Below are 14,021 nucleotides of genomic sequence, written 5' to 3' on the forward strand. Positions count from 1 at the left end.
TTTATTTTGTAACAATAAAAGCGTGCAAGGAATAAAACTCTGTGCACACCCATAATCTCTCTTTAGAAATAAGTACCTTAACGGGCGTTTTTTAATTTACTCAGAAACTGAAGCAACATTTTCCAAAACGGGTTCCACAGGCGCATCAACTTGAGCTCCCAAATCAACTCCCATCGCACCTTGTTGACGTGCAATACCATCAAGCGCGGCACGCGCAAAAAGATCACAATAAAGAGCAATTGCACGTGAAGCGTCATCATTACCTGGTATTGGATGCGTAATGTTATCAGGATCACAATTGGTATCAATAATAGCAATAACGGGAATACCTAAACGTTTTGCTTCTTGAATTGCAATATTTTCTTTGTTTGTATCGATGACAAATATAAGATCTGGAACAGAGCCCATATCCTTAATACCACCAAGTGCACGATTAAGCTTTTCACGATCACGTTCAAGATTCAAGCGTTCTTTTTTGGTAAAGCCCTGTGCTTCAGCAGCAAGAATTTTATCAAGCTTACGCAAACGGTGTATTGAATGGGAAATCGTTTTCCAATTTGTGAGCATACCGCCAAGCCAACGTGCATTAACATAATATTGTGCCGAACGATTCGCAGCATCAGCAATAATGTCAGATGCCTGCCGCTTCGTACCAACAAAGAGAATGCGTCCACCACATGCAACTGTATCGGAAACAAGTTTAAGAGCTTGGTGCAAAAGAGGAACAGTCTGAGAAAGATCAATAATATGAATATTATTACGCTGACCGTAAATATAAGGAGTCATTTTTGGATTCCAGCGATGAGTCTGGTGACCAAAATGTACACCTGCTTCTAAAAGCTGATGCATAGTAAAATCGGGTAGTGCCATAGTTTATCCTTTCCGGTTTAACCTCCGCGGAAAAAGCAAAAAACCGCTACCGGCGGACGTTTGCTAAATTTTTCTCGCAAACACCCAAACTCCGCGTGTGGAATAATGCCACCATACTAATATTTGATTCTTTTTCAAGTCATTTTCTGCAACCATTTAATATTTGCATTGATCATTATTTTTCCCAAGATCGAGGAATTCAAGACTATTCAATTTTGCGCGCACGGCAAAAGTCCCATAATCTATATGAAGATTACGCATAACACCATTTTCATGTAAGAGAAAACTGGTACGATAGATTGGCAAGCCATCTTTTTTTTCTACATCATCAAAATAAGAAATTGTAACAGGCCAATATTTCTCCTCATCCAATTTTCTCATTTCTTCCGTTTCAGTATCAGACAAAAGCGTTTTCTTTTCTCCAATGACTACACTTTCCTTGATAACTTTATCTGCTTTATCTGTTCCATCAAAGACCGTAACATAGTAAAAATGGTGACCTGCTTTTGCATGGCGAATGATATTTTTAAGTTGCATAATTGGAAATTCAGCTGTTGCAAGTTTATATTCTTTTTCCTTTGGCTTTTTTAATTTAACGACAATACCATCTTGAATACGCTCAGCGACTCCTTCGGAGCGACGTGCAACCTCTTGCCCAACTTGATCTGTAACACTAAAACGGAGCATACGGCCATCACCCGTTTCATAACTCGTTGTCTGTTGGTCCGTTAAATGTATTGGCATATCTTCACTATGAATACGACTGATAAAACGGAAGCGTGTCGTATAGCCTTGACATGATGAACCAGTGAGTTCGTAAACCATTCGCCCAGACATCCCAGAAATTGTCATTTCATGAGAAACACTATCGAGCTGAAAATCGTAAATTGCTCGATGAGGCACAATAAAAACCGTCTCTTCAGCCTTCGCAGGACATAAAAGAATAACATATAAAATTATTACAAATAATGATCTGTTCATTCTCAACTTCCAATTCTGTCCCCGCTGCATAACACCATATAATAAGGCAAAAAAGACTAACTTCTCAGTTAACCACATATTTCCTTAAATCAAAAATTAGTTTATGCAATGGACATATTGTAGAATAAGCTATGGAGTTTAAATTATGACCAAGGTAATTGAAAACAACTTAAAAACATTTGGAGTTACTCTTCCCAAAGCGGTGAACCCCATTGCCAATTACGTAACAGCTTCACAAAGTGGCAATCAACTCTTTATTTCTGGACAGCTCCCTCTTGTTGAGGGAAAGCCACTAACAACCGGTAAAGTTGGCTTAACTGTTAGCATTGAACAAGCAAAAAAAGCAGCCGAAGCTTGTGCACTCAACATTCTGGCACAAATCAAAGCAGCTCTTGGTGACTTAAATAAAATAAAACGCGTCATAAAAATTACCGTTTTTGTAGCTGTAGATCCTCATTTTACCGATATTCCCCTTGTTGCTAATGGAGCTTCTGATTTGTTCGTCAATATTCTTGGTGAAAGAGGAAAACATGCTCGTTCTGCTATTGGTGTCGCTTCGCTTCCTATGGATGTTCCAATAGAAGTTGAAGCTATTGTAGAAATCTAGACTTCATCAAGGACAGCGCATCACCATAAAAGTGATAAGCAAATGCGAAATTTGTTTTTTACCCCTATACTAACCATAGCATGCTCCAGTTTTAAAAAAGTTCTGAATTAAAATGCATAAAAGGAAATATTTGTATGAAACAAGCTTATGACAATAACAATATTTTTGCTAAATTGATTCGCAATGAAATCCCTTCTGTTCGTGTTTATGAAGATGATGATGTCATTGCCTTCATGGATATCATGCCACAAGCCCCAGGCCATACGCTGGTTATTCCCCGAAAAGGCTCTAGGAATTTATTGGATGCGGATACTGAAACATTATTTCCAGTCATTAAAGCAGTTCAAAAAATTGCCAATGCTGTAAAAAAAGCCTTTCAAGCAGATGGTATAACAGTTATGCAATTGAATGAAGCAGCAAGTCAACAAACCGTTTATCATCTCCATTTCCACATTATACCACGTATGGAAGGAATAGAGCTTGCTCCCCATAATAATGTTATAACGCCTACAGAAATCCTTGAAGAGAACGCAAAAAAAATTCGTGCAGCCCTTTAAAGCGCTCTTAAATCATTGAACTTTTTTCTTGACATATTTTTTGGTAAAATGTGTCGGTTTTTTATTCTTTGAGTCAACCGATATATTGGAAGATGAAATCTCTAACTGCAATTTCTCTTTTCCTCCGTTTGATTTTTGTGTCAATACGCGTACCATGCCACCATTGCGCAACTTTCCGAATAAAATTTCCTCAGCTAATGGCTTCTTAATATGCTCTTGTATAACACGGTTCAATGGGCGTGCCCCCATCTGGGAATCGTATCCTTTATTAGCAAGCCAAACCGTCGCAGAAGGACTTAATTCAAAACAAATTCCCCTATCAGCTAATTGCGCTTCAAGTTGAAAAATAAATTTTTGCACAATCTGATTGATGATCAAATGAGATAAAGGTGCAAACGGAATGATCGCATCTAGCCGGTTACGAAATTCCGGTGTAAAGAGCCGATTAATTGCTTCAATATCATCACCATCACGATACACTTTGCCAAATCCGATAGCCGACTTTGCTAACTCTGAAGCACCGGCATTGGTTGTCATAATTAAAATAATATTGCAGAAATCAATTTTTTTGCCATTATGGTCTGTTAATTTACCATAATCCATCACCTGCAATAAGATATTAAATAATTCTGGATGCGCTTTTTCAATCTCATCCAGCAATAAAACTGCATGCGGTTTCTGATCAACTGCATCTGTAAGGAGACCTCCTTGATCAAACCCTATGTAACCTGGAGGAGCCCCAATTAACCGCGCCACTGTATGCCGTTCCATATATTCTGACATATCAAAGCGTAACAATTCAATGCCTAAAGAAGATGCAAGCTGTTTTGCAACTTCAGTTTTTCCCACACCTGTTGGCCCTGAAAATAAATAACTTCCTATTGGTTTATCTGATTCGCGCAATCCTGCTCGCGCCAATTTAATTGATGAAACCAATGCGGAAATCGCCTGATCTTGTCCATAAACAACATGCTTGAGTTCTCCTTCAAGCTTGCTCAGCGTCTTTTGATCATCGCCAGAAACTGTTTTTGGTGGAATCCTTGCCATAGTGGCAACAGTTGCTTCAATTTCTTTAACGCCTATACTTTTTTTTCTTCGCTTTTTTGGAAAAAGTTTTTGTGCTGCACCACTTTCATCAATAACATCAATTGCTTTATCAGGTAATCGGCGATCAATCATATAACGTGAGGACAATTCTACAGATGCCTTCATCGCCTGATCAGTATATTTAATTTGATGAAAGTCTTCAAAATAAGGCTTCAGCCCCTGCAAAATCTTAATTGTATCAGCAATCGACGGCTCGTTAACATCAATCTTCTGAAAACGGCGCTCTAAAGCACGATCTTGTTCAAAAATTTTACGATACTCTCTGTAAGTCGTCGAACCAATACAGCGAATAGTTCCGGAAGATAATGCAGGTTTTAAAAGATTTGCCGCATCCATATTTCCTCCCAATGTAGCCCCTGCTCCCATTAAAGTATGGATTTCATCAATAAATAAAACAGCATTTGGAGACTGCTCAAATTCTTTAATAACGTGCTTTAATCGTTCTTCAAAATCACCACGATAGCGTGTACCAGCAACAAGCCCTCCCATATCAAGGGAAAATATTGTTGCATTTGATAAAACTTCAGGGACTTGTCCATCAACAATACGTTTTGCTAATCCTTCAATGATAGCGGTTTTTCCAACGCCAGGATCACCAACCAAAAGCGGATTGTTTTTTGACCTTCTACATAAAACCTGAATCATACGTGAAATCTCTACTTCACGACCAATTAATAAATCAATTTTTCCATTTCGTGCCTTACAATTGAGATCAACACAATAGGCAGTCAGTGCACTCGTTACCTTTTCTTCATTGTCTAAAATCTGCTGATCCAATTGCTCTTCAAGTCCCTCAAGTAACATGGATAATCCCTCATCCCGAGTGATACCATGTGAAATGAAACGCACAGCATCATAGCGTGTCATTCCCATCTCTTGGAGAAAATATGCCGCATGACTTTCACGTTCAGAAAAAATTGCAAGGAGAACATTTGCTCCTGAAACTTCATCTTTTCCAGCCGATTGAGCATGAATTACCGCACGTTGGATAACACGCTGGAAAAATGTTGTTGGTTTTGTATCCTCATCAGCTTTAATCTGTCCATCCAGTTCTAACTGGATATAGTTTATTAAGCGCTCTCGCAGTTCTTCTACATCTACCTGACAAGCCTGAATAACTAAATTTGCATCAGCATCATCTAGCAGAGCCAGCAGAAGATGCTCTAATGTCGCATATTCATGCCGCGCTTGAGTAGCAATTGTTAATGCCCGATGCAAAACCTCTTCAAGACTAGGTGTAAAAGATGGCATAACTCCTCACTTCCATTCCATTACACATTGTAATGGATGTTCATTTCGACGTACACACTCTCTAACTTGTACCACTTTCATTTCAGCTACTTCATAACTATAAGTTCCGCATTCGCCTATCCCATTCTGATGAATATGTAACATGATACGTGTTGCTTCTTCGAAACTTTTCTTAAAAAAGTTTTTCAAAACAAAAACAACGAAATCCATAGGCGTGTAATCATCATTAAGTAAAAGAACACGACACAGCTTAGGCTTTTGAGGTTTTAGTCTCATCTTGGACATTATAAAGGCATCCCAGCTGCTATTTTTATCCCAATTCTTGCCCTTTTCATTATGCATAATCTGGACTATAGAATTCGTTATTAGCTTTTGTACCATTACCATTTCCTGTGCTGCATATTTTTATTAATTTTAAGTTCTTTCATAACTATTGCAACAGCTGTTTGTATAAAGAAAAAACTTTCTTTTGTGGTTAGGTTTAAAAAAAGGGGAACGCACAAAATAAGTTCTGTAAACAAATTAGTAATATCATTCATCTAAATTGCATCAACGTAAAGAAAAGAACTTTACAAAAGTTTTTCAAATTAAATGGAGAAATAGGATACTGCCAGTGTATATTAACTGCCAAAAAATTGCGTGTTTCTACCAAAAGGTAACAATTGCTTTTATTATTTTAGCTCTTTCTTACTCTTGGGCATCAGCTACTCCTCAAGGAGCCTATCCTGATAAGTATGCCGCTATCGTTATAGATGCAAATACAGGAAAAACTTTATTTCAAGCCAACGCAACCCTGAAACGGTATCCTGCTTCTTTAACAAAAATGATGACACTCTACATGCTTTTTGAATCTTTGCATATGCGTCGTCTCACACCCAATACACCAATTCCCGTCTCACATTATGCAGCAACACGGCCACCAACAAAAATCGGATTTAAAGCAGGTCAAACAATTTCTGCAGAAGCCGCTGCCAAAGCTCTCATTACAAGATCAGCAAATGATGTTGCAACTGCCATTGCAGAATATCTCGGCGGTAATGAAAAAAAATTCGCTCGAATGATGACTGCTAAAGCCCGCAAACTTGGCATGACGCATACACATTTCGCAAATGCTTCAGGGCTCCCTGATGTGCGTAATTATTCTACAGCGCGGGATATGGCCACTTTATCATTAGCCTTGCGCAAAAATTTTCCAAAACAGTATAATTTGTTCAAAATCAAAAGTTTTACTTTCCGTGGACATACAATTAATAACCACAACAAGCTTGTCAAAATCATGAAAGGTGTTGATGGAATTAAAACCGGCTACACACAAATGTCAGGTTCTAATCTAGCGACTTCCATGCGTCTTGAAGGGCGCTCTATCGTTGCTGTCGTTATGGGAGGTAAATCATCTACCGCACGTGACGAGCATATGGCCAACTTATTGAGCCAATATTTGCCAAAAGCAAGTAGGACGAAAAGTGGTAGCCATTTAATGGCTTCTGTACACTATAATTTACCTACAGGCGCCAATATTCCTATACCAAATGTTAAAGCTGAACCAACCAATTTCGATGATGAAATTTCCACTATGTTAACAGCATTTGCAGGACAACCTAGAAATTCCAATATGGCAATAACTGCTGTCAACCAAGCAATTATACCAATCCCTAATCCTCAAAAAACTATACCCGTTGAGACTCATAAAATTGTTACGGCTTCTTTGTTCACAAACGCCGGATGGGCTATCCAAATTGGTTCTCTTCCTAGTGAAGAACAAGCAAAAAAACTGCTTTTAAAAGCAAAAGACACAGCTTATTCTGCTTTAAAGCGCACATCTTCACATATGCAACTTTTTGAGAAAAGTGGACGTCATTATTACCGAGCTCGATTTATAGGCTTTCAATCAAAAAAAGATGCTTTCAATGCTTGTTCTACATTAAAGAAAGCAAATTTTAACTGCTATATTGTAGCTTATTAAAAGTTTTTGAATTCGCGTTAAGGATAGTATCATGACTGATAATGCTCTTGCTTCATCCATTAAAAAAGAAAAATTATTGAAGCAATCATCTCTCCTCTCATTGCGTTCTCTTCACGATGCTGCAATAAAACTTGCTAATTTAAGATATACTCCCGCTGCGTTAAACACACAGTCTCTTGTTAACCTTCTCATTTGCCAAACAATACGAAATCGTCGTCTTGCCATGCCTCCTGTACGCATTCATTTACGCGTAGCAAGTCAAACCGGTAATGTACCTATTAAAATCCATCTAGGTGCAACAAACGTCTAATTCTATAGATGATTTCCGCAAGAGTTATTTTATATAAATTAAGAATATTCGTACGTTGTCTACAGCTTAAAAAAATCTTTTAGCACAGGCAACTTCTTCTTCAAATTTTAAAGATCGCGCTCGCACGGTTCTTTTCAACTGTCTGATTAGATTTTCAATAAAACCATTTCTTAAGGCGCATAAAAATACCAAATGTTAGGCTTACCTTCGGATTGAATACCAAAGATTATTCTTGATCTTTTTCATAAGAAAAAATGGTCCTATTGGATGGAAAGTTTTCTTATTGATTGGGTACGACCATAATAACTCAATGAAGAGAATTTTTTTAATAAAACATAAATTCACCGATGCAACATAAGCCTCATACGACATAAGCATTGTATAAAATTTCCTAAATCCTTTGACAAAACTCGTATTTTTTTCAAAAGAAAAGCAACTTTAAAATACAACTCTTTATAGTTCCTCACTCCCCATTTCTCGCGGCAAACTATGAATCATATAACTCCACACCCACGAGCCTCTTCACCCTCACTCTTACATAGCCAGAGCCCAACTATCACCCCTTGTATTTACTCGTACTCATGAGTCATCACTATTCTTGTACTCAAGATTTTTTTTGCATGCATGGCTCATCCACCTTCCGCACTATGATTTAATGAGTTCTGGTGATTTATTGGTAATAATGCGTAAAACAAGAATGTCTTACAATATCGAATAGTTTGACATGACATGAAAATAATAAATTTATAATAAAAATAATTAATTTGTTAGCTGCTACCGAAGATAGCTTTATCAACCTCATTCATCATTTTACAACTTGAATGAGACCACAGAATACAAGAATATTCTCTTACTTTAAACTCTCATATGATCAATTAATAAATTTTGTTCTCTTGCACATCACACGCCAAATAGCTATGCGAAGCTGTTTAAGCAGAGGCTCAATATACCTCTTTATAAACCGTTTTAATACAAAAGCTGCTAGCTATGCTGGGAGCTCACAAATACAATGATGGTAGCCCCTGTTACTTTCATAAGCAATAGAAAGCCCTTAAAGTATTTACTAGATTAAAATCCATTGCACGCTTTAACAGGATATTGCATTGACTGCGAGCCCAGCTTTACTTGTTTCTTTATAGCGTTCACTCATATCATGTCCTGTCTGACGCATTGTTTCTATACAAGCATCAAGAGAAACAAAATGATCCCCATTACCATGCAACGCAAGAGAAGAAGCTGTCACCGCCTTAACAGCACCCATTGCATTGCGTTCAATGCAAGGAACCTGCACAAGACCTGCAACCGGATCACATGTCATTCCCAAATGATGCTCCAGCGCGATCTCTGCAGCATTTTCAATTTGAGCCGGTGTACCACCTAACGCGGCTGTTAACCCTGCTGCTGCCATTGAAGACGCTGTCCCAACTTCACCTTGACAACCAACTTCTGCACCAGAAATAGAAGCATTATGTTTAATCACACCACCAATGGCTGCCGCCGTTAACAAAAAATTATGGATTCCCTCTCGATCTAAACCATCATTAAACTGGAGATAATAACACAAAACTGCGGGCACAACTCCAGCTGCTCCATTCGTTGGTGCCGTAACAACACGGCCACCTGCAGCATTTTCCTCATTGACTGCTATGGCATATACCGAAAGCCAATCATTAGCCCAAAGTGAATAATTGCGATTTTTCTTTCGATTTTCCAAAAGCTTTTCATACAGCTTTTTAGCACGCCTTGGAACATGCAATCCACCTGGCAACACACCTTCTTGTGAAAGACCTCTATCAATACAATTTGTCATAGCGGAAAAAATTTCATCAAGACCCGTATCAAGAGCTGAACGCTCCATCTTTGCCTCTTCGTTTATGCGCTTCATTTCAGCAATGGAAAATCCTGATTTTTCTGCCATTGACAACATTTTACGTGCAGAATCAAAAGGATATGGCACTTCAAACGTTTCTTGCTGCGTATGACCACTCATATGGCTTAATTCATCCTCAGTCACAACAAAACCACCGCCAATAGAATAATAAATCTGCCGCAAAAGAATATTCCCCTCATTATCAAGCCCTTCAAACGCAAGTCCGTTAGCATGTCTAGGTAGAACTTTCTTTTGTTCAAAAATAAGATCACTTTGCAAATCAAACTGATAAGCAGGATGGCCCTTTGGTTGAACTTTTTTTTCACATATCACTTTTTCTAATAGGAATCCCATACAATCAGGGTCAACAGTAGATGCTTTTTCTCCCAAAAGTCCTAATATAATAGCTCTATCTGTAGCATGCCCAATTCCCGTGAAAGCCAAAGAACCATAAAGATAAACACGTATACGAGAAACCTCAACTTCAAGTGGCTGAGAAAAATTGCGTGCAAGAATCTCTTGCAAAAACATGTTAGCCGCTGTCATCGGCCCCATCGTATGTGAACTAGAAGGACCAATACCAATTTTAAAAAGTTCAAAAACAGATAAAAACACGCATCACCCCAAAACTCCACAAAGTTTCAGTATACGCTTTTTTATCACGTTTGTCCCATTTAAAATCAAATTGCAAGATAAGCTAAAAGAATAACAGCAATAAATATGAATGTCGCTCGTCTTGCTACCATCCAACATTTCTTTTCTATAACGCTTTTCATAGCCAATCCTCGAAACGGACAATGATGATCCTTTTAATTTTGTAAGCGTAGTAAAATAAAAATTAATATGCAATTTAAAATTAAATAAGAATGAGAAATTCTCACCGAAATGTTTTTATAAATTCCAAGATCTAAAAAAATGACACTCACCTACATAAAGCGCACAAAATTCTCAATTGGCTCACGTTCAGTTTCAAAATTGTTTTCTGGAGCACTCATATCGCGATAGCCAAGTGCCATACCACAAATAATTTGCCGATCAGAAGGCACTGATAAAAGTGTCCGAATTTGCTTATGATAATCAGCAAAAGCAGCTTGGGGACATGTATCCAACCCAAACCCACGTGCTGCTAACATAATGGTCTGCATAAACATCCCCAAATCAAGCCAGCTTCCCCTTTCCATGTCGTAATCCATTGTAAACAAAAGCCCTACAGGTGCACCAAAAAAGCAAAAATTTTGCGCTTTCTGGTGAAGTATTTTTTCCTGCTCATTTTTTTGAATTCCAAGACTCTTATAAAGATCCAAACCAATTTTTCGACGCCTTGAAAGATAAGGTTCACGCCATTGGCGTGGATAATAAGGAACTTCACGTTCGCCTTTTACACCTGAGAATACGAGTTGTGAAAGTTCTTGTCCTACTTTCTGCAATACATCCCCTGTAAGAACAATGACTTGCCATGGCTGAATATTTGTTCCAGATGGTGTACGTGCCGCAAATTTTAAAATTTCTTTGATTGTTTCCTCTGAAACTGGCTTACTGGTAAAAGCTCTAATCGATTTACGTGACAGAATAGATTGGAAAACATTAATAGAAGAATCATCTGTCATTATTTTTTTACTTTCTCTTTTGAAACGTGAATTTGTTGTTCGCTCATTCAAAACCAATGCGTTGCAAGAACACCTTTGTAACCCTTTTTTATTCGTTCTACCCTTCCTGAAAAGCGTATACACTGCATATCCTGCCAATGCAGACCATTAAAGAATATACAGCCATTTAATGATTCATGGAAAGAAAATCATCAAAAATGAATATGAAATAAATTTTATAATCAACGATTCACTCCTCATTCCGTTAAACTCTTAAAAAAATTTCCTCAATGCTTTCTAAATCATGTAGGAGATCATCAATATCACGCTGCATCTACTATGTCGCGTCCTCCAAGCCGCATACACTGCTGCTGTACTTGCAAATGTCGGAATAAGTTTTGGTACAATCTTAATCTGCCTTGTCATCATCAATTAAAGGGACTGCTTTTACACATCCCATCATTTTAATCGCCTCACCATATACAGATAACCTGTAATGGCAACACTTTGCCGAACAACGCTGAAGAAACAGCTGGACAATCCATAGCTTGCTCTTCCAAATAAGAGATTAAACTTTCATGGCCTATTTTATCGCAAGCATCCTCAGCAGCACTCACCGCTACCCCTTTATAAACAGAAATTCACTTCATTTGCGCAACCTTTTATAGGGTTTCCATTTTTATCTTTGGGATAAATTATATTGCCGTCTTTATCGCAATCAACCACAACAATGGGGTACTCTTTGATAAACATGGTTTTATAGGCTTCATCGCTGTATTTAAAGTCTTCTTCCAGAAATTGAGTTGCTATTTCGCGATTTTCGCGGACTATTTGTTCCAGCTTGCTTTTGTCTAGCGGTTGTACACCCTAATGCGCTGTAGCACGATGCCATGATTAAGGAAAGCGATTGTTTTTCCCTCCTGCCCCATCAATGTTTTTTGTCCTCGCTTCATCAGTAATGATGATAGTGCTGTTGCTGATAGCGGATTTGGGTTCCTCTTCCACTAAATCCTGCGCTTTGGCATAATCTAAAGCATTCTTAACGACATTTTTAATGATGTCGTATGTGTTCTGTTGCTTATGAAGTAACAAGCCGGCACCATGATTATATTTGCCAGTCCCCAATATTGCGACAGCCCTTGCATTAAGACGATTCATCAAAGGCATTTTTACTCCTTTCTAAACGGTTTTTTACCCACACATCAGCCCCGTTTGTGATGTGCAAGCAATTGATTGTAATTGATTCAAGATGAGATGAGAAAATCTTACAATATTCGGGGGGCTAATTCAACATGCAAAACGATAAATTATGATTATAAATCAATACTTTGTAGCAAAGTACAATCACCAGAACCACTAACCCCTTGGCTTCTGGCTTTAGCATCAGCACTGTTGGTAATATCAGCAGCTGTGATGCTTCAAATAGTCAGGCTGTTTTTTCTGCTTGAGCTGTGCTGCAATAAGTCTCCCAATCAGTATTGTTTTGTCTTTTACAGTAATGTCAAAACTTTCATCTCAGCTTTGCCCCCTAATTACTCCACAAGGCTGCTATAATAACTGGAAAATTTATTCTTTTGGAAGGAGAGATTTTTGATGCTGCATCAGCCTTTTCCCACCATTATAACCGAGTGAAACTAATTTCTGCTTAACTAGATGCTTGCCCCGTAGCATTGCAGCTGGTGATCGTAAAATCATCCTCTACATCCATTTTTACATGTTTACCAAAACCATTTCCCCAGCCAGTGTGGTGTTTTTCCCACTGTTGGTGTCGACAAATGCTCGTACAAATGCAATGCCATCTCTCAAGCAATGGAAAAGATTTTAACTGAGTTGGACAAGAAAAATATTGTAGAGGAATCAAAAGACCTTAAAGAATTCTATGGCAGTATAAAATTATTTTTCTTCTGGTATTACCGAACCTCATGCAAGATAAAATCTCATTATCAAGCTTTATGAAAGTTTTTTTCTAAGGCATTTAAAAAGACAACTGATAAACTTGAGATTGTTTAACCCCTGTTGAGGTTGTGGATTTTATTATTCGTTCTGTTGATGAGATTTTACGAAAGAAATTTGCAAAAAGCTTGAGATCACGTGGTATTTCTATTCTTGTCAAAGAAGGTTTAACCTATTTCGTGAGACATGGAATAATGCAGCGGGAATTTAAAACAGCCCATGGAGTGAGATTGAGAAAATGAGTAGTAACACGCACAGCAAATGCTGGTGCTATAATTTTACAAATGAAAGTGCTTTTTAGCTGAACAAAAGATAAAATGGTGTCACTTTATATTAAAAGGGCGGATAGAAAACGACTTGCAATAGAAGCAATCGAAAAAGTCAAGGATAGGTGAAAAATAAGTTAAAAGAATCAATGGAACCAAAATTCTTGAACTTTTATATAACCTATTGATTTAATTAAGTATTGGCTGGGGTACTTGAATTCGAATCTTAAATTTAATTGCAATAACATATTGATTTTATTTATATTTTTTAAGGTTAGGGACCATATAATGAGGTGCGGGAATAGGATTTCCTAACACTTCTCCACAACACGAACGTTTTTTGGGCTTCTCTCTTCTCTAATCCCTTCTAATATTCCTTTGAATGATTCCAAATCCTGTTGTGAAAAAATCTTTAAAAGTCTTATAAACATGCCAATAGTTTCACGACACAAGGGATCAGAAGATTTGATGGTAAAACTATCGCGACAAGCATCCGATTCTGTCCTTAAACGGGCGGCTGCCTCTTGATCTAAAGCGTAAAGTTTTCTGATTCTAGCAAAAATTTTTAAAATCTCTAATTCTTTGAGAACCATTGTTTTAAATGTGCAAAAACATTGTCTATCGCATCCATGAGGCGGGCAAAATCGAGGATCAACAAAAAGAGAAAAAAAGCTATCCACTTCATCAAGCGAGACATCAT

11 protein-coding genes and 4 pseudogenes are annotated in these 14,021 nt (G+C 37.8%); 6 read left to right on the forward strand and 9 right to left on the reverse strand.

Going from position 1 to position 14,021, the window contains the following annotated elements; genetic code table 11:
- Positions 1-96: 96 nt before the first annotated feature.
- Both rpsB and J7R10_RS02765 read right to left on the reverse strand, forming a co-directional pair.
- Positions 97-870 (reverse strand): 30S ribosomal protein S2, encoded by a 774-nt coding sequence (gene rpsB / locus J7R10_RS02760; protein ID WP_010704929.1) that lies wholly within the window; start codon positions 868-870, stop codon positions 97-99.
- A gap of 156 nt (positions 871-1,026) precedes the next feature.
- Positions 1,027-1,851 carry a cell envelope integrity EipB family protein gene (locus tag J7R10_RS02765; protein ID WP_010704928.1) on the reverse strand — a complete coding sequence of 275 codons (825 nt, stop codon included), beginning with the start codon at positions 1,849-1,851 and terminating at the stop codon, positions 1,027-1,029.
- A 145-nt stretch (positions 1,852-1,996) separates the two neighbouring features.
- On the opposite strand from J7R10_RS02765, the gene J7R10_RS02770 reads away from it, so the two are divergent.
- The gene (locus J7R10_RS02770; RefSeq protein ID WP_010704927.1) at positions 1,997-2,458 is read left to right on the forward strand and encodes a RidA family protein; all 462 of its coding nucleotides are present in this window, start codon (positions 1,997-1,999) and stop codon (positions 2,456-2,458) included.
- A gap of 134 nt (positions 2,459-2,592) precedes the next feature.
- The gene (locus tag J7R10_RS02775) at positions 2,593-3,015 is read left to right on the forward strand and encodes an HIT family protein (RefSeq protein ID WP_010704926.1); all 423 of its coding nucleotides are present in this window, start codon (positions 2,593-2,595) and stop codon (positions 3,013-3,015) included.
- A gap of 12 nt (positions 3,016-3,027) precedes the next feature.
- Here J7R10_RS02775 and clpA read toward each other — a convergent pair whose 3' ends face one another.
- Together clpA and clpS are read right to left on the reverse strand one after the other, a co-directional pair.
- Positions 3,028-5,373: an ATP-dependent Clp protease ATP-binding subunit ClpA gene (gene clpA, locus J7R10_RS02780; RefSeq protein WP_010704925.1), complete on the reverse strand. Its 2,346-nt coding sequence runs from the start codon at positions 5,371-5,373 to the stop codon at positions 3,028-3,030.
- A 6-nt stretch (positions 5,374-5,379) separates the two neighbouring features.
- A complete protein-coding gene (gene clpS, locus J7R10_RS02785; protein ID WP_010704924.1) occupies positions 5,380-5,754 on the reverse strand; it encodes an ATP-dependent Clp protease adapter ClpS in 375 nt (124 codons plus the stop codon).
- A gap of 232 nt (positions 5,755-5,986) precedes the next feature.
- Between clpS and J7R10_RS02790 the strand changes: the two genes are divergently transcribed.
- A complete protein-coding gene (locus tag J7R10_RS02790) occupies positions 5,987-7,336 on the forward strand; it encodes a D-alanyl-D-alanine carboxypeptidase (protein WP_010704923.1) in 1,350 nt (449 codons plus the stop codon).
- A gap of 31 nt (positions 7,337-7,367) precedes the next feature.
- Positions 7,368-7,646 (forward strand): hypothetical protein, encoded by a 279-nt coding sequence (locus J7R10_RS02795; RefSeq protein WP_010704922.1) that lies wholly within the window; start codon positions 7,368-7,370, stop codon positions 7,644-7,646.
- Positions 7,647-8,733: 1,087 nt separating this feature from the next.
- Here J7R10_RS02795 and J7R10_RS02800 read toward each other — a convergent pair.
- The 4 genes and pseudogenes from J7R10_RS02800 to J7R10_RS10325 all read right to left on the reverse strand — a co-directional run.
- A complete protein-coding gene (locus J7R10_RS02800; RefSeq protein WP_010704921.1) occupies positions 8,734-10,131 on the reverse strand; it encodes an L-serine ammonia-lyase in 1,398 nt (465 codons plus the stop codon).
- A 311-nt stretch (positions 10,132-10,442) separates the two neighbouring features.
- On the reverse strand, positions 10,443-11,123 hold the full coding sequence (locus J7R10_RS02805; protein WP_010704920.1) for a nitroreductase: 681 nt from the start codon (positions 11,121-11,123) through the stop codon (positions 10,443-10,445).
- Positions 11,124-11,575: 452 nt separating this feature from the next.
- Complete coding sequence (locus J7R10_RS02810) at positions 11,576-11,719, reverse strand: hypothetical protein (RefSeq protein WP_155806760.1); 144 nt, start codon at positions 11,717-11,719, stop codon at positions 11,576-11,578.
- 43 nt (positions 11,720-11,762) lie between these two features.
- Positions 11,763-12,269: pseudogene (locus tag J7R10_RS10325) on the reverse strand (hypothetical protein); the annotation flags it as partial.
- A gap of 624 nt (positions 12,270-12,893) precedes the next feature.
- Between J7R10_RS10325 and J7R10_RS09840 the strand changes: the two are divergent.
- Positions 12,894-13,210 (forward strand): annotated as a pseudogene (locus J7R10_RS09840) (hypothetical protein); the annotation flags it as partial.
- Between the two features lie 14 nt (positions 13,211-13,224).
- Positions 13,225-13,450 (forward strand): annotated as a pseudogene (locus J7R10_RS09845) (tyrosine-type recombinase/integrase); the annotation flags it as partial.
- A 182-nt stretch (positions 13,451-13,632) separates the two neighbouring features.
- Here J7R10_RS09845 and J7R10_RS02820 read toward each other — a convergent pair.
- A pseudogene (locus J7R10_RS02820) lies at positions 13,633-14,021 on the reverse strand (hypothetical protein); the annotation flags it as partial.

This window comes from Bartonella vinsonii subsp. berkhoffii ATCC 51672, assembly GCF_902825225.1.
Taxonomy (GTDB): Bacteria; Pseudomonadota; Alphaproteobacteria; order Rhizobiales; family Rhizobiaceae; genus Bartonella; species Bartonella berkhoffii.